20 protein-coding genes are annotated in these 22,860 nt (G+C 65.9%); 5 read left to right on the top strand and 15 right to left on the bottom strand.

The window, feature by feature from the left end:
- Positions 1-8 precede the first annotated feature (8 nt).
- The 14 genes from GV832_RS14690 to tssA all read right to left on the bottom strand — a co-directional run bounded on the left by GV832_RS14690 (position 9) and on the right by tssA (position 17,086).
- Entirely contained in the window at positions 9-293 is a 285-nt protein-coding gene (locus tag GV832_RS14690; RefSeq protein WP_227754437.1) for a PAAR domain-containing protein, read from the bottom strand.
- Positions 293-892: a DUF6931 family protein gene (locus tag GV832_RS14685; protein WP_168775635.1), complete on the bottom strand. Its 600-nt coding sequence runs from the start codon at positions 890-892 to the stop codon at positions 293-295. Before GV832_RS14685 ends, GV832_RS14690 begins: the two co-directional genes overlap by 1 nt.
- Positions 893-900: 8 nt before the next feature.
- On the bottom strand, positions 901-3,267 hold the full coding sequence (locus GV832_RS14680; RefSeq protein WP_168775634.1) for a type VI secretion system Vgr family protein: 2,367 nt from the start codon (positions 3,265-3,267) through the stop codon (positions 901-903).
- Between the two features lie 106 nt (positions 3,268-3,373).
- A complete protein-coding gene (locus tag GV832_RS14675; protein ID WP_168775633.1) occupies positions 3,374-5,092 on the bottom strand; it encodes a type VI secretion system contractile sheath domain-containing protein in 1,719 nt (572 codons plus the stop codon).
- 55 nt (positions 5,093-5,147) lie between these two features.
- Entirely contained in the window at positions 5,148-6,392 is a 1,245-nt protein-coding gene (locus GV832_RS14670; protein WP_168775632.1) for a hypothetical protein, read from the bottom strand.
- Positions 6,393-6,419: 27 nt separating this feature from the next.
- Positions 6,420-9,140: a type VI secretion system ATPase TssH gene (gene tssH, locus GV832_RS14665; RefSeq protein WP_168775631.1), complete on the bottom strand. Its 2,721-nt coding sequence runs from the start codon at positions 9,138-9,140 to the stop codon at positions 6,420-6,422.
- Positions 9,137-10,198, bottom strand: a complete 1,062-nt coding sequence (gene tssG, locus GV832_RS14660) for a type VI secretion system baseplate subunit TssG (RefSeq protein WP_168775630.1) — start codon at positions 10,196-10,198, stop codon at positions 9,137-9,139. Before tssG ends, tssH begins: the two co-directional genes overlap by 4 nt.
- The gene (tssF, locus tag GV832_RS14655; protein WP_168775629.1) at positions 10,162-12,039 is read right to left on the bottom strand and encodes a type VI secretion system baseplate subunit TssF; all 1,878 of its coding nucleotides are present in this window, start codon (positions 12,037-12,039) and stop codon (positions 10,162-10,164) included. Before tssF ends, tssG begins: the two co-directional genes overlap by 37 nt.
- Entirely contained in the window at positions 12,039-12,533 is a 495-nt protein-coding gene (gene tssE / locus GV832_RS14650; RefSeq protein WP_168775628.1) for a type VI secretion system baseplate subunit TssE, read from the bottom strand. Before tssE ends, tssF begins: the two co-directional genes overlap by 1 nt.
- A 3-nt stretch (positions 12,534-12,536) precedes the next feature.
- On the bottom strand, positions 12,537-13,325 hold the full coding sequence (locus tag GV832_RS14645; protein ID WP_168775627.1) for a type VI secretion system accessory protein TagJ: 789 nt from the start codon (positions 13,323-13,325) through the stop codon (positions 12,537-12,539).
- 83 nt (positions 13,326-13,408) lie between these two features.
- A complete protein-coding gene (locus GV832_RS14640) occupies positions 13,409-13,900 on the bottom strand; it encodes an Hcp family type VI secretion system effector (protein ID WP_168775626.1) in 492 nt (163 codons plus the stop codon).
- An 88-nt stretch (positions 13,901-13,988) separates the two neighbouring features.
- Positions 13,989-15,476 carry a type VI secretion system contractile sheath large subunit gene (gene tssC, locus GV832_RS14635; protein WP_168775625.1) on the bottom strand — a complete coding sequence of 496 codons (1,488 nt, stop codon included), beginning with the start codon at positions 15,474-15,476 and terminating at the stop codon, positions 13,989-13,991.
- Positions 15,477-15,479: 3 nt separating this feature from the next.
- Positions 15,480-15,983 (bottom strand): type VI secretion system contractile sheath small subunit, encoded by a 504-nt coding sequence (gene tssB, locus GV832_RS14630; RefSeq protein WP_168775624.1) that lies wholly within the window; start codon positions 15,981-15,983, stop codon positions 15,480-15,482.
- Positions 15,984-16,042: 59 nt separating this feature from the next.
- A complete protein-coding gene (tssA, locus tag GV832_RS14625) occupies positions 16,043-17,086 on the bottom strand; it encodes a type VI secretion system protein TssA (protein ID WP_168775623.1) in 1,044 nt (347 codons plus the stop codon).
- A gap of 397 nt (positions 17,087-17,483) precedes the next feature.
- Here tssA and GV832_RS14620 point away from each other — a divergent pair, with 397 nt between their 5' ends.
- The 5 genes from GV832_RS14620 (at position 17,484) to GV832_RS14600 (ending at position 20,785) form a co-directional block, all read left to right on the top strand.
- Positions 17,484-17,939 (top strand): hypothetical protein, encoded by a 456-nt coding sequence (locus tag GV832_RS14620; protein ID WP_227754436.1) that lies wholly within the window; start codon positions 17,484-17,486, stop codon positions 17,937-17,939.
- On the top strand, positions 17,939-18,559 hold the full coding sequence (locus tag GV832_RS14615; RefSeq protein ID WP_168775622.1) for a MotA/TolQ/ExbB proton channel family protein: 621 nt from the start codon (positions 17,939-17,941) through the stop codon (positions 18,557-18,559). Before GV832_RS14620 ends, GV832_RS14615 begins: the two co-directional genes overlap by 1 nt.
- 12 nt (positions 18,560-18,571) lie before the next feature.
- Positions 18,572-18,994, top strand: coding sequence for an ExbD/TolR family protein (locus GV832_RS14610; RefSeq protein WP_168775621.1), 423 nt, complete (start codon positions 18,572-18,574; stop codon positions 18,992-18,994).
- 76 nt (positions 18,995-19,070) lie between these two features.
- Positions 19,071-19,472 carry an ExbD/TolR family protein gene (locus tag GV832_RS14605; protein WP_168775620.1) on the top strand — a complete coding sequence of 134 codons (402 nt, stop codon included), beginning with the start codon at positions 19,071-19,073 and terminating at the stop codon, positions 19,470-19,472.
- Positions 19,469-20,785, top strand: a complete 1,317-nt coding sequence (locus GV832_RS14600; RefSeq protein WP_168775619.1) for a DUF4384 domain-containing protein — start codon at positions 19,469-19,471, stop codon at positions 20,783-20,785. The genes GV832_RS14605 and GV832_RS14600 overlap by 4 nt, the downstream gene beginning before the upstream one ends.
- 611 nt (positions 20,786-21,396) lie before the next feature.
- Here GV832_RS14600 and GV832_RS14595 read toward each other — a convergent pair.
- Positions 21,397-22,851, bottom strand: a complete 1,455-nt coding sequence (locus GV832_RS14595) for a caspase family protein (protein WP_168775618.1) — start codon at positions 22,849-22,851, stop codon at positions 21,397-21,399.
- Positions 22,852-22,860 lie beyond the last annotated feature (9 nt).

Below are 22,860 nucleotides of genomic sequence, written 5' to 3'. Positions count from 1 at the left end.
TCGCCTTCTCAGCCCCCGATCAACACAGTTGGACAGCCCGCGACCACCGCACCGCCATGTGCTGTATTGTCTCCCAACCGCGCCGCTGGCAAGCACCCGACAAGCACCGTGCCCGAACCTTTTGCGATCATGTCGGGCGGACCCACGCAAACGCACATGTTCGACAGCTGCGCCTGGGGCATCATCCCGGTCAAGACCGTGAAACAACCCAAGGCCACGGGGCCGCCGACATGGGGCACAAGGACGGTGACCATGGGGCAGACATGCATGTCGCCGATCCGTGCCGCCAGCATCACGCGCCCTCCATCACGGGTTTCTTCACCTGGCCCGAGCCGCCCCGGGCGATGTCGAGGCCGCGTTCGATCACGAGGCCGATGGCCACTTCGAAGGGCAGCTGGCTGTGGGGCAAGGACATGATGTTCATGGCAAAGGCCGCGACCGAGGCGCCGCCCGGCGGCGCCGGATGTTTGGACAGGTCGCCCGGCCCCAGGGTGCCATCATGGAACTGCACCGCCATGGCGCAGAACTTGGTGTCATCCTTCATGCTGGCCTGCTGCACCGCGTGATGGGCCAGGGCCCGGTTCTGCTCGTTGGGCTTGAAGACCCAGGCCTCGGCGGCAGCGAGCGGCGGCGGCACGCGGGCGCCGGGCTCCAACGTGTCGCGGGCGGCGAGGCAGGCCCACCAGACCCGCTCACGCACGGGAAGCGCCACCGACAGAAGGCGGACCATGTCGACCCAGGCCTCCTTGGCGGCCAATTCACGCAGGACCGCTTCGACCGGGGCCGAAGCGGGGGTGGTCACGGCCGTGTCCAGCTCGGCATTCTCGGCCGCAAGCAGGCGGGCCGCGGGTTGGGCGGGGATCTTGACCAGGTTGGCGAAACGATCATCCATGGCGGGCCTCAATTGATCATCGTCACGCCGCCCTTGAGGATCAATGCCCCAGAGGCTTGCGTTTGAATGACGGGGCCTTCGGACTTGACCATGGCCGTCCCCTTGATCTGGACCATGGGCCCTTCGATCTTGACCCCGGAAGCGTCGATGACGACCTTGGAGGCGCCGACCTTCAGCGTGATCGAGGTCGAAGCCTCCATCGTGATCGAGGTCCCCGCCTTGACCGTCGTGCTGGTGCCGCTTTCGATCTTGTAGGACAGGCCGGTTTCCACCGAGCCCGAGGTGCCGATATCGACGCTCTGGCTGGTGCCAACCTCGACCGACTGGCTGGAGCCCACTTCCACGCTTTGGCTGGAGCCCACCTTCAGGCTCTGGCTGGAGCCGATATCCTCGGTCTGCGCACCGCCGACCGAAAGGCTCTGGTCGCCGCCCACCGTGCCGGAATGGGCGCCAGAGACATTATGCGTGCGGTCGCCGCCGATATCGGTGGTCTCGTTGGCGCCATAGGTGACCGTGACCGCGCCCCCCACCTTGACCGCCATGGTCCCGCCGATGGTCAGGGCGAAATTGCCGCCCACATCCTCGGTATGGTTGGCGCCGATGGTTTGCTTGCGGTTCGACCCCACGGTCAGCGTGTCATCCACGCCCACATCCCAGGTGCGGTTGTTGCCGATCGTGTGCTTCTGGTCGACCGCGATCTTCGTGGTTTCCGAGGCCGACTGCACATCCAGCGTCCGCTCTCCGGTCTCGACCGTCTCGGAGGTCGAGCCATGGACGACCTGGGTCAGGTTGCCGCCGATGTTGATCTGGGCATTGGCCTTGACCAGTTCCTTGTAATCCTTCTCGGACTGGAAATAGGTCAGCTCCGAGCCCTTGGTGTCGTCGAAACTCAGCTCATGGTAATTCGAGGCGCTGCCGCCCTTGGTCGATTGCGTGCGGATGACGAATTTGTTCATCTCGCCCGGCAGGCCATAGGGCGGCATGTTGGTGGAGTTGTAGAGCATCCCCGTGCAGATCGGCCGGTCGATATTGCCGCGCTCGAACTGGATCACGACCTCCATGCCGACGCGGGGGATGGCCACGACGCCGTAGCCCTTGCCGGTCCAGGGCATGACGGTGCGCACCCAACAGCTGCTCTTGTCGTCATTGGCGCCCTTGCGGTCCCAGGGGAACTGCACCTTGATCCGGCCATATTCGTCGGTGTGGATTTCCGACCCCGAGCCGCCGGTGACGATGGCGGTCAAAAGCGCCGGGACCTCGGGCCAGGCGGTCTTCTTCGGCGGCTGGAAGGCCACTTCCGAGGGCTGAACCTCGAATTCGGTCTCGTAAAGCTTCATGCCGTCGGGATAGCGGATGGCCTGGGCCGAGCGGTTGATCCGGGTCATCTCGCTGCCCGAGGCGCCATCGTCGAAGCGCACGAAATGGCGCGCCTTCACCACGGCGTAATTGCCCTCGACGGCCTTGCGGTCGGGGTGTTTCAGCTTGAAACGGGCGCCCACGCGGACATCGGCATGGTTGGTCAGGCCCGTGGCGCGCTTGACCTCGGCCGCATGGGCCTCGGCCACGATGCGGGCGAGCGTCGTGCCCGCATCGGCCACCGTGAAATGGCCGCCCGACTGGTAACGCTCGATCTGGCCGTGGTTCTGCGCCGCCGTGGCCGAGGTGGCCGAGAGCGGCGTATTGGCCTTGGTGAAGTCGTAATCCCAGATCGTGACCTTGCCCGAGGCCGCGCGGTCGCGGGTCGTCCATTCATAGATCGTGTCGCGGTCGGCGCGCGACCGGGCCGAGATATTGGAATCGGTGAAGGGAATGGTCCCCTTGTCGGGCCCCGACATGATGTCGGTCGACAGGACCATCTTTTCCACCGCGCCGGAATAGTCGAAGTGGTAATGGACCCCGTCTTCCTCCAAAAGCCGCGAGATGAAGGCGAAGTTGCTTTCCTTGTACTGGACGCAATATTCCCGCATCGGCGTGGTGACGCCGGCATCGAGCTGCCCGCCGAGGGGCTTCAGCACATCCTCGACGATCTGCGCCGTAGTCAGGTTCTGGTAGACGCGGTTCTCCTCGCCCAGCGTCGAGACCCAAAGCCAGGGCCGCAGTTCGGCGGCAAAGACATCGCCCCCCGCCATGAGGCCAAGGTCCTCGACCTTGATGACCAGGCCCGACCATTTGAAACCCTGCTCGCTTTCCAGCTTGATCCTTTTGCCGACGATCGAACCCGGGTCGAAATCCGTCTTCTTCGAAATGAACTCCATCCGCATCCGGGGGATTTCCGATAGCCCCTCTTCGGCCATGGCCCCCACGCAGATGAGATCGGCCGCCCCATCGCCCGACAGCGTTATGAAGAGATTTTCGATCTGTCTGATTTCCGGCATGACCTTCAACCTTTCGTCCCTGTCCCCGTCCTCGGGGACGAGGGGGCGACGCAATCGTCACCCCCCCATCATGCCCGGCAAGTGATCGCCGGGCCAGTGCCAATCGCTAGAGGCTGGCCAGGAGAGCGGCCAGTTCGGCATCCATCTCGTCTTCGCCGCCGCTTTCCTCGCTGCTGTCGTCCTCGCTGCTGCTCTCGTCGTCCGAAGAACCGAAATCGGCGCCGAAACCGGCCAACAGATCGTCAAGCTCGCTGTCGCCGGTTCCCTCGTCGGCCGTCTCTTCCGACGCGCTGTCCTCGGAGGCCTCGTCGAAGGAGGGCTTGACCTCTTCCTTGGGCTGGGGCGGCGGCATGCCCGCCCAATAGCCCTGGATCGGCGCGCCGTTGAGCGCGTTGAACGACCCAAGCCGCACCTCGTCGCGGCCCTTGACCGAGATGACCGGGATATAGCCCCGCGCCAGGGCGGCCTGGGTCTTGGCCTGGGTCAGGTTGCGCTCGGTGCAGGGCAGCGCCACTTGGTCGCCCCAGCGGTCCTTGACATAGTGATAGGGCATCCCCCCCAGCGACATGATCGTGCCCAGCTGCATCGAGGGCCCGTTCTTGCGGAAGCTCTGCGCCAGAAGGATGGTCACCAGCGCCACCGGATTGGCCCAGAGCATGCCCGAAAGCCCCTCGGTCTCGGTGAATTCCTCGAAGTCGAATTCGTAGATCGGTTCGGACTTGGCGCCGTAAGGCCGCCGCAGCAGGAAGCGCGGGCTGACCAGGCCGATATAGGCCGCCTCGGGCATCTCGCGCAAAGCGTCCCAGGCCTCGGCCACCAGGGGGTGACGGTCTTCCATCTTGGTGTCGAGGAAGGTCGGCGTGATGGCGGCGAAGAAGGGCGTGCGGACATGGGCCGCGACCTTGGCGATGCGGCCCATCAGTTCCGCATGGGGCGGCGTCTCTTCGAAAGTGTAAAGCCCGCAGATCGAGGTGAAGGCGCCGCGCCCGTCCGGCGTGCCCTCGACCAGAAGCTGGCAGAAGCCCGATTGGGTCAGGTCGTCATGCGCGGCCAGGTCGGCAGCCAGTTCCTCGGCCGAGATGTCGTAAAGCACGATGTCCAGCTTCTGGTCGGTCTCGACATTGCGCGCGATGAGGTCGAGCATGCGCCACTGGGCCTCGACCGACTGGAATTCGGGGTGGTGGAGGACAAGGCGCATGGCTTCCGCCAGGCTCTCCTCGACGGCCTCCTGCATGGCGGCGGCATTGGGATCGGGCAGCGCCTGGATATGGGGGCCCACGACGCGGGCCATCAGCTCCTCGGCCGGGGTGGCCTTGGCCTTGCTTTTGCGGCCCGTCAGCCGGGCGAAATCCGAAAGCTTGATGTCGGAGGGCACCGAATTGCCCGCCGACTTCCGCGCCGGAGGGTTCACCTTCTTGCCATATTGCTTGCCCCATTCGCGGAGCTCGGTGACCGTGCCCTTGGCCGTGGCCCCCGCCGCGAGGCGCCGCTTGAGGGCGACCAGCTCCTCGAACATCTCGACCTTGCCGAAAAGCTCGTCCGGATGCAGGTCTTCCAGCCCCGAAAGGCTGACCTCGATCCCCTGGCCCTTCTTGCCGATGGGCAGGACGAGGTCGGTGGCGAAATCGGCGATGATCTTCTCGACCGTGTCGATGTCGAACTTGATCGGACGGCGGCGCATGAGGTCTTCGCCGATCTCCATCTCGCCCCGCGCCGCGCGGCCCGAGAAATCGCCCAAAAGCGCGATGCGAAAGCGCTTGATGGCGGGTTTGACGGGGCTTTCCGCCAGGGTGCCGAAGTTCAGGGAAAAGCTTGTGCCAGCCATGGATCGCTCCTCGGGTCAGTTTGGGTGGCCGGGCCCCGGGGCCCGGCCTGTCAGCTCAGATATCGAAGACCGAGCCTTCGAGGGCGCCACTGGTGATCTTGTCGAAAGCATAGCCGCCCGCCGATCCGCCAAGGCCCATGGCCAGGTCGAAGGTCTTGGTGGCGATGTTGTTGCCATCCAGCGGCGAGAGGGCGATGGTGCCAAGCTTCAGGGCCTCGCGGAAGACCTTGATGCCCTTCATGTCCTTCAGCTCCAGCTGGGCGATGCGCTTGCCAAGCTCGGCCACCTTGGGGGCCAGGTCCTTGGTCTGCTTGTACAGCGCTTCCATCTGCTTGGACTTCTCGGCGATGTCCTTGTCCAGCCCCGCCATCTTCTTCTTCAGATTGGCCTCGATCAGCTTCTTCTGCGCCGACTTGTCCTTGGTCGGATGCGCCTTCAGCTTCTTGTCGACCTCGGCGATGAAGTCCTTCTCCATCTTGGCGCGCTCGATCTCGATCTTCGAGATCGTCTTGGCCAGGTCATGCACATCGACGACGAACTTGGCATATTTCGCCTTCACCGTGCCGTAGCAGTCCTGGCAGCTCTTGATATTGGGCTGGGCGATGCCGAGGAACTCGGTGAAGACCGCGGCCGTGATCTCGTTCGTGGCCATGATGCCCTTGTTCTGGGCGGCCTTCTCGACGACCTTCAGATGGCCCTCCAGCTCCTTGACGGCCTGGTCATAGTCCTGGAAGCCCTTCTTGATCGTCTGGCCCAGCGTCACACCCGCCTTGATGAAGCCGATGATCGCAAAGGCGCCCGAGGCCCCGCCCGTCCAGCCCGAGACCGCCAGGGCCGCGATCGAGACGGCGATGGCCGCCAGGGTGCCGACGATGGTTGCCACGATCTTGATCTTGAAGTTGCGCCATTCCTTGCGGGCATCGGCGATGTTCTTCCAGGCCTTCTCGAACGCCTGCTTGGCGGCGATCTCGGCGACCTCGAAGTCCTTCTTCAGGGCGGCATTCAGACCGTCGAGGTTCTTCTGGATGACCTCGGGCTTTTCGCCCTTGTCCATCATGCCCTGGAAGAGCTTCTCGAAGATCTTGCACTTGTCCTCGACCATCTTGATGGTCATTTTCCAGATCTTGTCGGCCTCTTCCTCGAACTCGCGCCGGATCAGCTTGTCGAGCGAGACTTCCTTCTCGATCTTCTTGTCGACGTCGATCTCGATCTTGGCCGAGACTTGCGGCGGCTTGATGATCTTCAGACCTGCCGTGCTGACCTGAACGCCTTTCAGGTCGAGGATCGTGATCTTTCCCATGGGCCGTGCCCCCCTGTTCCTTGGTTGTCAGTCGAAATTATAGGTGAATTGGCCGTCCTTGGCGTCGAGCGCCACTTCCTTGACTTCCTTCCCCGCGATCATCCGCCGCAGGAATTCGCCCGAGATGTCGGGCAGCATCGTGTTGGTCACGATGGCATCGATCATCCGGCCGCCGCTCTCCACCTCCTGGCAGCGCGAGACGATCAGGTCGACGACCGCGTCGGAATAGGTGAAGGGCACGGAATGCGCCGCCTCGACCCGCTTCTTGATGCGGTTCAGTTGCAGACGGGTGATCTTGCCCACCATGTCGGGCGACAGCGGGTAATAGGGGATCACAACGAGGCGGCCCAGAAGCGCGGGCGGGAAGATTTTCAACAGCGGCTCGCGCAGTTCTTTCGCAATCGCATCCGGGTCCGGCATCAGGTCCGGATCGGCACAGAGATCCATGATCTTGTCGGTGCCGGCGTTGGTGGTCAGCAGGATCATGGTGTTGCGGAAGTCGATGGAGCGGCCCTCGCCGTCCTCCATGATCCCCTTGTCGAAGACCTGGAAGAAGATCTCGTGCACATCCGGGTGGGCCTTTTCGACCTCATCGAGCAGCACCACCGAATAGGGCTTGCGACGCACGGCCTCGGTCAGAACCCCGCCCTCGCCATAGCCGATATAGCCGGGAGGCGCGCCCTTGAGGGACGAGACCGTATGCGCCTCCTGGTATTCGCTCATGTTGATGGTGATGACGTTCTGCTCACCACCATACATGACTTCCGCCAGGGCCAGCGCAGTCTCGGTCTTGCCGACACCCGAGGTCCCCGCCAGCATGAAGACGCCGATGGGCTTGGACGGATTGTCCAGACCGGCGCGGGCGGTCTGGATGCGTTTCGCAATCATCTTCATGGCATGGTCCTGCCCGATGACGCGCTTCGCCAGATGATCCGCCAGGTCGATCACGGTTTGCAACTCGTCCTTCAGCATCCGACCGACGGGAATGCCGGTCCAGTCGCCAATGATTGTCCCAACCGCCACGGCATCGACAATGGGAAGGATCAGCGGGCTTTCCCCCTGAAGGGCCGAGAGCTCTTCGTTCTTGGCGCGCAGCTCGGCGGTCAGGGCGATGCGGGCCTCGTCCGTCAGCGGCGAATTGCCCTGCGGAGAGGGCGATTCCGCCCCCGTCGCGCCGCCCGTGCCCTCGACCGGCGCCGCGCCTTCGCGCAAGGTCGCGCGGATTTCCAGGATCTTTTCGACCACGGCCTTCTCGGCCTCCCAACGGCTGGTCAGGCCCTTGAGCCGCTCTTCCTCGGTGGCCTTGGCGGCCGAGACCGCCGCGCGGCGCTCGGTCACGTCGTAACCTGCGGTCTCATCCCGGGTGATGATGGCAAGCTCGGTCTCCAGGGCCTCGATCCGGCGGCGGCTGTCGTCCACTTCCGCCGGGACCGCGTGCTGGGAGACGGCCACGCGGGCGCAGGCGGTGTCGAGCACAGAGACCGATTTGTCGGGCAGTTGCCGCGCCGGGATATAGCGGGCCGAGAGGTTCACGGCGGCCTCGATGGCCTCGTCCAGGATCTGCACGCGGTGGTGCTTTTCCAGCATCGAGGCAATGCCGCGCATCATCAGGATGGCCTTGGTGGGCGAGGGTTCATCGACCACGACGGTCTGGAAGCGGCGGGTGAGCGCCGGGTCTTTCTCGATGTGCTTTTTATACTCGGCCCAGGTGGTCGCACCGATGGTCCGCAAGGTGCCGCGCGCCAGCGCAGGCTTCAGCAGGTTGGCCGCATCGCCCGTCCCCGCCGCACCGCCCGCGCCGACCAGCGTATGGGTCTCGTCGATGAACATGATGATCGGCGTGGTGGAGGCCTGGACCTCTTCGATCACCGCCTTCAGGCGGTTCTCAAACTCGCCCTTCATGCTGGCGCCCGCCTGCAAAAGGCCAACGTCCAAAGCCAAAATCCGCGCCTCCTTCAAGGCGGGGGGCACGTCGCCACGGGCGATCCGCAGGGCGAAGCCCTCGACCACCGAGGTCTTGCCGACCCCCGCCTCACCCGTCAGGATCGGGTTGTTCTGACGGCGACGCATCAGGATGTCGACGACCTGGCGGATTTCCTCATCGCGCCCCACGATCGGGTCAATCTTGCCGTCCCGCGCCTGCTGGGTCATGTCGGTGCAGAACTTCTTCAGCGCCTCCTCTTTGCCCATGGCCGCCGGGGCCATGGCGCCAGAGTCCTCGCCCGGTGCGCCCGAACCCACCGCAGAGCCATCCGTGGCCCCCTGCCCCTCTTCGGGCGAGCCGTTCACCACGGCGGCGAAGTTCTCGGACAGCTCGTCGGGCTTCACCTTCTTGAACTCGGCCGAGATCGCGTAAAGGATGTTGCGCAGCGCAGGCGTCTTGACCATGCCGAGGATCAGGAACCCGGTGCGGACCTGGCTTGCGTTGAAGAGCAAAGACCCCCAGACCCAGCCGCGCTCGGTCGCATCCTCCAGATGCTCCGACAGGTCCGAGATCGAGGAAGCTCCGCGCGGCAACTGGTCGAGCGCGCGCTGCATGTCGGCCACCAGCCGCGCAGGGTCGAGCTTGAAGTGCTCCGCGATGCGGTGGATGTCGGAATTGGGCTGCTGGAGGATCTGATGCAGCCAGTGGATCAGCTCGACATAGGGGTTGCCGCGCAGCTTGCAAAAGACCGTCGCCCCCTCGATGGCCTGGTAGGCCGTGCGGTTCAGCTTGCCGAACAGGGCAACGCGGGAAATTTCGCTCATTTTTGAACTCCTTGGCGGTTTCGGGCCAGCACATGCGGGGGGGAAAGGAAAAGGTCTGCGGCATCATGGGCCTGGTCGCGGCGCGCCCCAAGCCAGGTGGTATGGCCAAGCGCGGCATTGGCGCCACCCAGGGCCACGCGCGGCACGTCGCGCGCCTTGAGGATGACATTCACATCCCAATCCAAGGCATCGCCCATATAGTTGCGCACCACCGCCTCCAGCCGCTCGATGGCGCCCGCGTGGTTGGGGTCGGCATTGGGCAGGAAGCGGCGGTAATCCTCAAGCGCGAGGGGGCCGATGACGATGCGGAACTTGGCGGCACGGCTCCAGACGCGCGAGCCGATGGAGGTGGAGCGCCCCAAGGCCCCCATCCCCAATTGCCAGCGGTCGTCGGGTTCCAGGTCCAGCCAGGAGCCCACGAATTCCTGCACCCGGACCGGCGCCTTGAAGAAGCTTTGCAACAGCGTCACCAGCCCCTCGGCCGTGCGCGTGCCTGCCGAGAGGTGCCCCGCGAAATAGCGCTTGGCGAGGTCCGGCATCAGGTCGCGGGCCTGGAGCCCGGGGCCCATATGGCCGGTCAGCGCCGCGACCTTGGGCTCGAATGTGTCATCCTTCGGCCGGTCGAATTGCGGCGCAGGCTGGCCCGCCGCCCATGCCCGGTAAAAGAGCCCCATCATCCGATGGGTAAAGGCATTGGCAAAGGCGATCAGGGTGGAGTCGCGGAAATTCCTGCGGCGCTCGCGGGCATATTCCGTCATATGCAGGGGCAAGGGCCCCATCGGGCCGAACAGCCCGAAAAACCGGTTCACCAGCCGTGCGGGCTTGCCCGGAGCCTCCTGGTAATCGGCGATGGTCGAGGTCGGGAAGGCCAGCTCCGCCTCTTGCTCCAGCCTGACCGCATCCTGACCGGCGCGGCGCGACTGGCCAAGCCGGGGACGGTCCGCGTGATGCGCCTCCAGCACGCGCAGCGCGTGGAAGATGTGAAAATCCGTCGGATCGTCCCGGAGCTGCGCGAGATGCGTCAGATCATCCGGCCGAGCCCGCTTTCCGGTCGCCACCTTGTGATCTCTCCGCGCTGTTGGGTTGTAAGGACGGTTTCGGTAAACGAATTGATGGTTACATACTTACGGAAGAAACGTTCGAGAACCGAGGCCAGGACATAAACGCCCGAGCCGTCGAAGAAGCTTTCGTCGAAATCGAGCTTGATTTCGAGGCCGCGGACGGCGGTCGACAGGACCTCGTCCGTCATGCGCCGAACGATCGGTCGGGTTGCCACGCCGCGCAAAGCTTCCATTTGTTTGGCAATGACGCGGTCGCCGGTGGGGGCGTAAAGACCCAGCAGTTCGCGGAGCGCCTCGGCCCCGCCCTGCCCGCCTTCGCGGTCGGTGATCGAGAGGTAATTCAACGACAGGTGGCTGATCAGCCGCCAGGCGGTTTCCCCCTGCGCAATCGTCGGACGCGGGCGGGTCGGCGCCACGATGGGGGTGATCGACACGACCGGGCCGCCATCGGGCAGGTGGAAAGCGTCCTTTCCGGCGGTCGACAGAAGCAACGGCAGATCGCGGTTGGTGCAAAGACCCGCCACGGCCAACTGGGTCAGTTCGGCCGACCAGGGGGCCTGGCGGGCATCGACCAGGGAGACATAGACCTCCGACCCCAGGTAAGAGGTCCGCACGCCCCGCAGCCGTTCCTTCTCGGTCCGCTGCCGCATGCGGCGGTTGATCGTGTAATAGGTCTGGTGGCTTTCCCCCGCCGAGGTGATGTCGGTGGCCGAATAGAAGGGCCGGAACTCGGTCTCTTCATTGGTCTTGGTCGAAATCCCCGTCACCTTGGTGATGGCGTAGATTTCATAGTCCAGGGGCGCGGTGCGGATGGGCGTGATATACTGTTCCACGTCCGAATGGGTGATGTGGACGCGGTCGAAGGGGCGCTCGAAGAGGTTGACCGCCGGAACCGCGTTCAGGACGAAGCTTTCCTGCCGCACCGAGGCGCCCTTGTCAGGCAGGGGCTCGCCCAGAAGGATGTAAAGGTCGACATCCTCGCCCGTGGATTTCGCCAAGGCAGGCCGCAGGCCCGAGAGCTCCACGAAGTGGAAGCGTTCGGGCATGGCGAAATATTCCTGCAGCAGCCGATAGCCGTCGAAGCTGCGGCGGGGAATGGGCAAAAGCGCCTCGTTCCGCTCGAACCCGCGCGGGCTGGCCTTGGCCCGCAGGGGCAAGGTCCAATCGGCGCGGCGGTCGGTGGAACGCCCGGTCATGCCGGTCACGCGGGTGCAAAGCGCCTCGTGCAGGACCCAAGGCTCTCCGGCCGGGCCCGTCAGGTGCAGCGTCAGGGCGTCGAGGGGCAAGTCCTTCATCGGCAGCCCGTCCGACCGCTTCAGCCGCAGCCGGATCCCCGCCCGCGCCGGCGTATCGCGCGAGACACCTGCCGCCACCAGCCCCCCCCGGCTGTCGATATACTCGACCTCGGCGATTTCGATGGGCCACAGCGTCAGGTCCGCCGAGGTGCGGAAGATGCAGGCCGTCTGTTCGCCATCGATCTGCCGGGACCGCAACTTGGTGCCACGCGGCATCACGAAGCCATCCTTGACCGCCGCATTCCCCATGTCGGGCGCCATCTGCACGATCATCATCGAGGGCGTCGGCGCCAGGAAATGCGGGTAGACGATCTCCAAAAGGTTACTGGTAAAGGCCGGGAACTGCATCTCCAGCGAGAGCTGGACCCGGGCGGACAGGAAGGCCACGCCCTCGAGGAGCCGCTCGACGTAAGGATCGAGGACCTCCATCCCCTCCATGCCCAGACGGGCCGCGACCTTGGGATAGGCTGCGGCAAACTCCGCCCCCATGTCGCGCAGGAAGGCCAGTTCGCTTTCGTAATGCGCCAGAAGCCTTGTATCCATCAGGCCTTCTCCAGCGAGACTTGGCCCGTGGTCACATCGACGGAAGAGCGCAGGTAAAGCTCGATCGGGATGGGTTCGGCCCACATATCGGCGCGGATGTCGAAAGAGATCACGGTCTGCCGGGCGACATTCTCGCTGCGGATTTCCACTTGGGCGCTGCCGCGACGGATGCGGGGCTCGAAGGCCTCGATGGCGGCGGCAATCGACTTGCGGATCAGGTTGGCGCGGTCCTTGGCGGCGAAATCCCCCGCCACTTCGCGCACGCCGTAGTTCAGGACCGACCGCGAGGCCAGGGGATAGCGGTCGGGGTCGATCCAGGTCTCGGAGTTGTTGGTGTTCAAAAGCCAGGACAGGTCGCGCTGCACGATCTCGCGCAGGCGGCGGATGTCGATGACCCGCGCCTCGCGGGGTTCGGAGGCATTGGTCGGGTCGTCATCCGTGAGCCGGTCGAGAAGCGAAGGTTGCAGCCGCTCGGCCATCATCCTGTCGGCCATGCGTTACTCCGGCAAAGCGATGCTGCGGGCATCCAGAAGCGGGATATCGCCCTGGTCGGTGGCGATCAGCTTTTGGCCGAGGCCCACGAAAGTCTCGGCCCCGAGGTCGCTGAAAGAGGTCGCGCGGCTGAGTTTCTCTGCCGCCGCCCCCTTCTGCCCCGAGAGCGGATAGCGGGTCGGGATCAGCGCCACGACCTTGCCCTCGGTGGCAAGGGTCAGGTGCCCCGCCGTCCAGACCGCGTCGCGCAGGTCGGTGGGCGGGTCGAAGGAAATCTCGCGGATCTGGTTGAAGGGGATCCAGTAGTATTTGCCATTCACGATGGCCTCGAAGACCGGACCGAGCCGCATGTCGGCATCCGCGATCCAGTCAAAGGCCTGGCCGTCGATCATGCCTTTCGAGGCAGGCGCCGCCTCAAATGCCTGGGCGCGCAGGTCAGCCGCGGCCTGGGCCTGGCCGGAGGCCAAAAGTCGAAGCGATTCAATGACCTGGGCAAGCCAATCCTGCGGTTTGCCCATGACCAGAGGCGTCTTCTCCCCGGCAAAGACCTTCTCGCGGTAGACCTCGCAGATGATGGCCTCGCGGTAGGTCTGCGCCATGGGCAGCGCCGCCACATCCTTTTCGCCGCAAATCTTCAGCTGGCGGATGGCGCGGTCCCATTGGCCCAGCACGCACATCAGCTGAAAGAGGAAAATCCGCAGCCGGTTGTCGCCCGGATTGGCGCGCACCTTCTCGGACAGGGCCGCCAGCGCGCCCTCGGCATCGCCGGATTTCAAAAGCTCTTCGGGCGTCATCGGCAGTCCCCTTGCCAAAATGCGGTCGGCCAAGCGAAAACCGGCGCGGGGATTGCCCCCGCGCCGGGTCGTCATCCGATGGATCAGCCCATTTCGCCGGCGCCGACATCCCACTTGAAGTTCTTGTAGGTCTGCAGCTTGCCGCCCTTGGGATACTTGTATTCGATGTCGATCTTGGCCGCGCGGATCGCCCAGTCTTCCTTCGGAATGTCATCCGACGAAGCGTTGACGTTGTAGGAATTCACCTGGGCGTCTTCCAGCGTCCAGATGATATAGGGCTCGAGCGCCACGGCGGCGTCCTCGTTGGCCTTGGTCTGGTGGATGACGACCTTCTTCAGGCGCTTGCCGCCCGCGACATGGAACATCAGGTCGATGGTGTGACGGCCGAATTCCGACGAGAAGGCCACGTCCTTGAAGACCGCCTTGCCGAAGCCGCGGGTCACGACGCCGCCTTCCTGTTCCGAATGGCGCTCGAGCCCGAAGGAGATCGTGTCCAGCTCGATCCAGTCCTTGTGGTTCTTTTCGACGGCGTCACCGGTGATGCCTTCGATCTGCACAAAAAGCGTATTGGCCATGTCTTAGTTCCTCTTGGTGAAAGGCCCTTGCGGGGGGCGAGGGCACGCTTGAATGGGGGGCCGACCCTTGTCGGGTCGGCCTTGGTCATCAGCCCTTTTCGGAGGGCAGCTTGGAGACCAGCCGGAGCGAGACCGAGAGGCCTTCCAGCTGGTAATGCGGACGAAGGAAGAACTTCGAGGTATAATACCCCGGGTTCCCCTCGACCTCTTCGACCACGACTTCTGCCGCGGCCAGGGGTTTGCGCGCCTTCTCGGATTCCGAGGAAATCTCGGCGTTGAAGTCGACGTATTTGTTGATCCAGTCCTGGAGCCAGGACTGCATCGCGGTGCGGCTCTTGAACGAGCCAACCTTGTCGCGAACCATGCACTTCAGGTAATGCGCAAAGCGGCAGGTCGCGAAGAGATAGGGCAGACGGGCGCCGAGATTGGCGTTGGCGCTGGCGTCCGGGTCGTCGTATTCGGCCGGCTTGTGCAAGCTTTGCGCGCCGATGAAGGCCGCGACATCGGTGTTCTTGCGGTGGATCAGCGGCATCATGCCGTTCTTGGCAAGCTCCGCCTCGCGCCGGTCGGAGATCGCGATTTCCGTCGGGCATTTCTGATCGACGCCGCCATCATCCGAGGGGAAGGTATGCGAGGGCAGGTTCGGCACCGCGCCGCCCGATTCCACGCCCCGAATGCGCGAGCACCAGCCGTATTCCTTGAAGGAGCGGTTGATGTTGACCGCCATGCCGTAAGCCGCATTCACCCAGCCATAGGCCTCGTGATTGGTGCCGTCGGTGTCTTCCTCGAAGGCAAAGGCCTCGACCGGGTCGGTCTTGGAGCCATAGGGCAGACGGCCAAGGAAGCGCGGCATCGCCAGACCGACATACTTCGAATCCTCGCTTTCGCGCAGCGAGTTCCAGGCGGCATATTCCGGCGTCTGGAAGATCTTGGTCAGGTCGCGCGGGTTGGCGAGTTCCGTCCAGGAGTCCATCTGGAAGAGCGTGGGTTCGGCCCCGGTGATCAGCGGCGCATGGGCAGCGGCGGCGATCTTGGCCATCTCGCCCAGAAGCTCCACATCCGGCGGCGAGTGGTCGAAGTAGTAATCCGCCACAAGCGTGCCATAGGGCTGGCCGCCAAGCTGGCCGAATTCCTCTTCATAGAGCTTCTTGAAGATCGGCGACTGGTCCCAGGCCGTGCCCTTGAACTTGCGCAGCGTCTTGGACATGTCCTTCTTGGAGATGTTCATGACGCGGATCTTCAGGTTCTCGTCGGTCTCGGTGTTGTTGACCAGGTAGTGCAGCCCGCGCCAGGCCGATTCCAGTTGCTGGAAGTCGGGGTGATGGAGAACCTGGTTGATCTGCTCGGTCAGCTTCTTGTCGATCTCGGCGATGAGCCCCTGGATCGACTTCAAGGCGTCATCCGAGATCAGCGCGGTATTGGCCAGCGCCTGTTCGGCCAGGGTCTTGACGGCGCTTTCGACGGCCGATTTCGCGGCATCCGACTTCGGGCGGAATTCCTTGTTCAGAAGCGAAGAGAAATCCGACAGTTCCGTCGTGCCGACAGAACCTTGGGCGGAGGATTGCAGTTCAGCCATGGATCACTCCTCCCCTTCGGGCTTGGGCGCAGCCGCCAGCGATTTCAGAAGCGAGGGGTCCTGCATCACCTTGGCGATCAGCTCCTCGGCGCCGGTCTTGCCGTCCATATAGGTCATCAGGTTCGACAGCTGGGTGCGGGCCTCGAGCAGTTTCGCCAGCGGCTCCACCTTCTTGGCGATGGCACCCGGGGTGAAGTCGTCCATCGATTCAAAGGTCAGGTCCACGGCCAGGTTGCCCTGCCCCGTCAGCGTATTGGGCACCGAGAAGGCGACACGCGGCTTCATCGACTTCATGCGGTCGTCAAAGTTGTCGACGTCGATTTCCAGGAACTTGCGGTCGGCCACCGCCGGCAGGGGCTCTTCGGATTTGCCCGAAAGGTCCGACATGACGCCCATGACGAAGGGCAACTGCACCTTCTTTTCGGCGCCGTAAAGCTCCACATCATATTCGATCTGGACCCGGGGCGCTCGGTTGCGCGCGATGAATTTCTGCGAACTCGTGCTCATCTAAAGGCTCCTTGTTAGACCTGACCCCGCGTCCGGGGCCGTGTTTCCGCGGTTATGGTTCAGTCGTCGTCTTCGTCCTTGAGCCCGCCCACCGTGCGGACCATTTCCATCCCCTCGGGCGCCATGTCCTTGATGATGGTCAGGAAATCTGCCCCCACCAGCCGCTTGGCGCGTTCCAGGATGATCGGAACGGGGCTGGAGGGTTCGTAGCGCTTGAAATAGTCGATCACCCGGTCCAGGGCGGCCCGCGCATCGGCCGCACTTTCGATCGTGCCGGGCGCCCCGCCGCGCGACGGGGTCCCCCGGTTCTGGGCCGCTCCCGCGAAGGCGGGAGCCTCCTCTTCCTCTTCCACCGCGGCCTCAGGCGCTTCGCCTGCCGCGAATTCCCCCATGTGGCGCACCATGGCCTGGGCGAGCTTTTGCAGGTCGCCCAGGTCCACCCCTGCCCCCGGGGCCGCATCCATCACCTTGCGGTCGATGGCCTTGAGGTCGGCCAGGATGGTCCGCGCGGCTTCAAGCGTCTTGGCCAGGACCTCCGCATCGGTGTCCTGGAAGGCCGCCCCGATGGAGGAGCGGTTGAACTCCGCCACCTGGTCCTCGCCCATCGGCACTTCGCCATAAGCCTGCTGGATCTGCAGGATCGAGGCGCGGCCAAAGGTCCGGCTGTTGGCCAGGGGCACGCGGCGGATGTATTTCATCGTGCGCGCCGGGTTGACCAGGTCGCGGATCGCGTTGATCCGCATCGTCGGGTCGTTGTCGTCGTCGGCATCGAGCTCGGGGTGGCAGGTCTCCCAGCGCTCTTCCACCAGGCGGCGGATATAGGTCGTCACATCGGCAAAGCCCGCGAGCCCCTTGGTGTTCAGCCGCGCCTCGCCCAGGATGACGGCGACGCGGATGTCATGGGCCCGCTCCAAGACCGAGAGGGCCGAGCCCTCCACCGCCTTGAAGTCAGGCTCCTCGGCGGCCACGATGGTCGAGCCCATCTGCTTTTCTTCACCCGGAGACGCAATGCGCTGCAGCTCCATGAAATCGAAATCGTAATCCAGGTTCTCGCCGGAGGGAGAGTCGCCTTCACGGTCGGCCAGAAGCGCGTCCAGATCCATAACAACCTCCCCGTGCCCGGTTAAACCCCAGGCATCGATTACCGGCCAATCGAAGGTCAGGGGGCTGCCGGTTCCCCCCCTGTCCGGCCTTGCGGCACATTTGAAATGCCGCAAGCCCCCACCGCGGTACGCAACTATGACTGCAGGTCATCCCCTTCTGTCAATCGCCACGTTCTGCGCATTTCGTCTTGTAAGCGTTTTGCCAGAAAGGCTTGTTCCGGATCAGGTGAAAAGAGCGGGGTTTTTCCCCCTGCCCGGCAAGCGGCCCCGGCTGCGGCAGGCTGTCGCAGGAAGAGATTGACGGAATCACCCCGCCGGGCGTTCACTGCAAGGCGCCCGAGGGGGGCTGCCGGACCCGGTCGGGGCCACCGCGCGCGGCGTTTTGGGGGGATGAGGGATGCTTGCGATCAGCCGGACTGCAACGGGATGCGCCTTGGCCCTGGGGTTCGGGCTTTCGTCTTTCAGCCCGGGCGCGGCCCTGGCCGAAGAGCCGGTGCCGGGCGGGCGGCTTCTGGTCGAACTGAACAAGTTCGAGCCCGCCGAGGGCGGCGGCTGCCGGGCCTATTTCCTGTTCAAGAACGACACGGGCTCCAGTTTCGAGGCCTTCCAGATGTCGCTGGCGCTGTTTGACAAGACCGGGGTGATCGACCGGCTTCTCTCGGTCGATGCGGCCCCCCTGCCCGTCGCCCGCACGACCTTGAAGCTCTTCGACATCCCCGGACTGGCCTGCGAGGATATCGCCCAGGTCCTCTTGCACGACTTCCCCGCCTGCACGCCGCAGAACGGCACGGCCCTGGATTGCTTCGGGCTGGTGGATATCTCCAGCCGCACCCCTGCCGCCCTGGTCGAGTGATGGAGGTCCTGGCCCATATCCCCGCGGCCGCCTGGCCGGTGTTGATCCTCCTGGGGTCGATGTCGGCCCTGTCGCTGGCGCTGATCCTGGCCAAGATCCTGCAATTGGCCCCGGTGACGGGGGGCGCTGCGGCGCGCGAGGCGGCGATCCAGCGCTTCCTGAAAGCCGGGCCCGAGGCGGTGCAGGTTGCGGCCTCCCTGCCCGGCAAGGCGCCGGCCGACCGGGTTCTGGCGGTCACCATGCAGGCCCTGGCCGAGGGTCTGCCGATCCAGGCCGTCGAGGCCGAAGCCACGCGGGCGGGCAATGAAGAGGTCGCTTCCATGTCCTCCTGGCTTCGGCTTTTGGACCTGATTTCCATGGTGGCGCCGCTCCTGGGGCTCTTGGGCACGGTCCTGGGCATGATCAAGAGCTTCCAGGACCTCTCGGCCGCGCAGGGCTCGGCCAATGCCTCGGTCCTGGCGGGCGGGATCTGGGAGGCGCTGATCACCACGGCCGCCGGTCTCTTGGTCGCCATTCCGGCGGCGGTGGCGGCAAGCCTTCTGACCGCAAGGGTCGAGACGGCGGCGCTCAGGATCGAAAGCGCCACGGGGCGGCTCATCGCCCTGGCGCAGCGGCGCTGAGAGGGGGCGGGGATGGCCATAGCGCTGCGCCGCCCGCCACCGCGCCGCCTGGGGGTCTCGGTCGTCTCGATGATCGACGTGATGATGATCCTTCTCTTCTTCTTCATGATCACCTCGTCTTACCTGAACCTCGACATGGTGCCCGCGCTGGAGAAATCCGAGGCCCGGCTCGAAGGCGCCGCCCCGGGCGCGGGGCTTGCGCCCTTGCTGATCCGGGTCTCTGCCGACAGCTCCCTCAGCGTCCAGGGCCAGAAGCTCAGCCCTGCCGACTGCGAGGCCATGGTCGCCCGCCGCCTGGCCGAGGCCCCGCTGACCGAGGTCCTGATCTTCCCCTCGGGAGCCGCGCCGCTTCAGGGCCTGGTCCTGGCGATGGATGCGGTGACCCGGGCCGGGGCGACGCGGGTCAAGGTCATCCGGATCGAGGCTCAGCCATGACGGTTGCCCGCGACACCGCAGGGCGCGGCCTTGACCGGCGCCATGGGGAGGCGACAGTCCGCAGGGGGGCCAGGCCATGAAGATCCGCCGCCCCCCGCCCCGGGCCGAGCGCGAAACGGTCGTGGCGCTGGTCGATGTGACCTTCTTCCTGCTGGTCTTCTTCATGATGGTGGGGCGGCTCGATGCCACCGCGCCCTTTGCCGTCCTGCCCCCTCGGGCCGAGACCGGGACCGACCTGCCCGGCGGTGGCGCGACGTTGTCGGTCGCAGAGGACGGCGCCCTGGCGCTGGATGGCGCGCCCGTCGCCGGGCTGGACGAACTTGCCCCCCGGATCGCCGCCAAACCCGCAGGGCTGATCCGGATCAATGCCGACCAGGCGACGCCGGTGCGGGTGATCCTGGGCCTTGTGAACCGGCTCGAGGCCATGGGGGCCGAGAACGTCGCCATCGTCGTCTCGCCCGAGGTGAGCGCGCCATGACCGCGCTGGCGCCGCAGGGACCGGGGGCGCTTGGCCTCTCCGCGGGCTTTCTGGGCTCGGTGGTGCTGCATGGGTTGGGGGCGGCGCTGTTTCTCGCCCTGGCCGGGCCCTCTGCCCTGCCCGATCAGCCCCTGCCCAAGTCGGAGCTGCGGATCGAGACCCAGGGCTTGACCGAAGACCGCGCCAAGCCCAAGGCCGCCCCGGGCGAGCGCCTGGCCGAGCGCGCGCCCCAGGCGCAGCGCCTGGCGGAGGGCGCCTTGCCCGTCTCGACCGCCGAGGCGATCGCCCCCCTGGCCGAGCCCGCGCCCGCGGTCCGGCCAGGGGCGCCCGCCCTGACCGCCGCAGCGCCCTCCTCGGCTGCGCTCTCCGCCGTGGCCGCAGCCCCGCCCTTGGCCGCAGCCCCGGCGCCGGGGCCCGCCCTTGCCGCGGCCGCCCCCCAGGGCGCCCCCCTCGCCGCCGCTGCGCCTCCGCCCGGGGCCTCTGCCCCCGTCACCCCCGACCTCTCCCCCGTCACCGCCGAACTGGCCTGGTCCGGGGAGGGCACGGTGGACCCGGTCTCGGTCCAGGCCATTGCCAGCTTCATGCGCCCCGGAGAGGTGCAGGGCGACAAGGTCCGCGACGGGCTCGAGGGGCTCCTGGCCTCGGTGCCCTGCGGAAGGGTCCAGGCCGAGTTCGATCCGGCCACCGGGGGCCTGGCGCTGCGGGGCCATATCCCCGAGGAGGGGCTGAAGGCGCCGCTGCTCGAGGCGCTTCAGGCGCAGCTCGGCGCGGGGATCGCGGTGCGCGCCGAGCTCGCGATCCTGCCCCGCCCGCAATGCGGCGCGCTGGCGGGTATCGCCGATGTGGGGCTGCCGCAAAGCCAGGACCAGCTGACCAATCCGCGCCTGATCGGCGCCGATGCCCAGGCCCGGACCTTTACCTATGGCGCGGGGCAGAGCCTGGTGCTGGACCTCGCCGCGCCCGATTACGACGCCTATCTCTATGTCGATTACTTTGACGCCGGGGGGAATGTGATCCACCTGACGCCCAATGACCAGGTGCCCCTGCGGCTGCGGGAAGCGAAGACCGCGCTGAAGGTCGGAGCCGGGGACCAGGGCGAGCCCTTTCTTCAGATCACCGTGGGCCCGCCCTATGGCCAGGAAATCGCCGTGGCCTTCGCTGCCTCCGCGCCGCTGTTCGAGGGGCTGCGGCCCCTGATGGAGCCCGCCGGTCCCTATCTCGAGGCGCTCAAGGCCAAGGTCGCCGAGGCCAGGGCCAAGGACCCGGAGTTCAAGGGGGAATGGGTCTATTTCATGGTGGTCACCCATCCCTGAACGCAAGGGGGCCGGAAAGAGGGGCGCTGCTCCTCGGGCCTGCGGCCCTCACCCCGGGATATTTGGGCCAGTGTGAAAGGGGAAAGGGGGCGGAGAGGGGGCGGGCCTCGCCTCTTTCGTCGTCCCGTGAGGCACGGCCCCAGTCTCGTCCCCAGACTCGGGGCCAGGTTTCGGTTCTGGCGGGTTGCGGTTCTGGTGGGCCGAGGCGGAGGTGAAGGGGCTCTGCCCCTCGGGCCTGCGGCCCTCACCCCGGGATATTTGGGCCAAGTTGAAAGCAGGAGGCAGGTCGCAGGGGTTTGGTTAGCGCAATGGGCACGCTGCCCCCGGAAACCCTGACGAAGGGAACCGGAGCACAGTCGGCGGGGCCGAGGCTGGGCCTGGTGCGGGCGGGGTCAGTCGGCGGGGCGCGCGGGTCGAATTGACCGATGGGGACCCTGATCGCCCAGTCGGCAGGGCGCGCGGGTAAGTCGGCGCGGGAGGGGGAAAGCTGACAAGACGCCCAGCCAGGGCTGAGAACGGAGGGGCCAAGTGCCACTCCAGTCGGCGGAGCCATTGCCGGGCCTTGGTCGCAAGCTGCTCAGTCGGCAGGACTGCCCCCGCCGCCCCTGCCCTCAAGTGCAGCCTGCTGCCGCCCAGGCCTTCAAGTTCAGCTTGAAGGCCCCGCCCAGGGGGTGCTGGTCGATCCGCGCCGAGGCCGCCCCCTCCTTGCCATAGAACTTGCCCTGGTCGCACAGCGCGGGCTTGGTCCATTGGTGGCAGGTCTTGCAGGCCTGGCCCTCCCAGGCCTCTTTCGGCAAGCCCTCGATGGGCGGGAAGAGCGGCTGGGTCTGGATCAGCTCGGCGATGGAGCGGCCGAGGATGGCCTCGTCGCCCTGCTCCAGCGGCGCCTCGAAGCTCACGGTCGCCCCGGCGATGGCTGCGACCATCGCGGCATCGACCTCGCCCGCCGCCGGGGCCTCGACCACGGGGCTCGCCGTGATCGGGTGATCCAGCGCCGCGATCTCGGCCTGGACGGCGGGGGCGAAGGGGCTGGAAGGATGGGCGTCGAGGAAGGCTTGCAGGGCCACGCGGCTGCCATCGCGCTGCGCGGCCTCGAAGGCCGCCGTCTCGACCGGATCGGCGCCCGTCACCGGGCTGCCTGTCACCGGCGCCGGCGTGGGCTTTGCGCCACCCGCGACCTCGGCCTGCATGACCTGTGTCAAGAGCGCCCGCGCCTCGGCCTCATGCACCGATCCCGGATAGGCGCGCAGGAAGAGCATGATCTGAACCGGATCGCGCGACACCGAGACATTGGCCCAGAGCGCATCGGCATCCTGCTGCACGGCCTCGGTGAAGGTGAAGGGCCCGGTCAGGCTGGAGGTGTCCCAGGGGGTCTGGGCGCCCTGGGTGGCTTGCAGAACCTCGACCCGCACGGCCTTGAAGGCCTCTTCGATGGCGAGGCCCGGCTCCGCGATGCGCCGCGCCAGCGCCTCGGTGAAGGGGGAATTGCCCGTGGTGCCGTCCAGCGCCACCGATCCGGGCGCGGTGGCATAGGCGAGGAAAGTCCCCGTCGGCGCCGACATCTCGGCCAGGCCCTGGTCGGTCAGGTCGCGCACATCGGCGAAGGGATTGTTGCGGCAGGCGTCCAGGATCACGATATTGGTGCGGTTCCTCGCCGAGGCCATCTGGCGCAGCACGACCTGGGCATCGACCGCCACCAAGGAGAGGTCCGCCGCATCGGTCAGGGCGGTATCCACCGGCAAAAGATAGTTCTCGCCAAAGCTTTGCACGCCGTGGCCCGCGTAATAGAAGAGCCCGGTCGCCTCCGGCCCCGCCTCGCGCAGCGCGCGCCCGAACTTGGCGATGGCGGCATTCATCGTGGCCAGGTCGGCATCGGGGACCTCGGTCACCTCGAAGCCCGCCTTGCGCAAGGCGCCCGCGATCAGGGCGGCATCGCGGCCCGGGTTCTTCAGCGGGTTGACCGTGGCATAGGCCCCGTTGCCGATGACCAGCGCCACACGGGGCTCTGCCATGGCCATCCCCAAGCCCAAGACCCAGGCCAAAGCCGCAAGCCACAGATGCCGCATTCTCTTCTC

This window comes from Stagnihabitans tardus (assembly GCF_009925085.1).
GTDB classification, from domain to species: domain Bacteria; phylum Pseudomonadota; class Alphaproteobacteria; order Rhodobacterales; family Rhodobacteraceae; genus Stagnihabitans; species Stagnihabitans tardus.
Note: the sequence above shows the minus strand (reverse complement) of the source record. Positions and strands in the feature narration are given on the sequence as shown.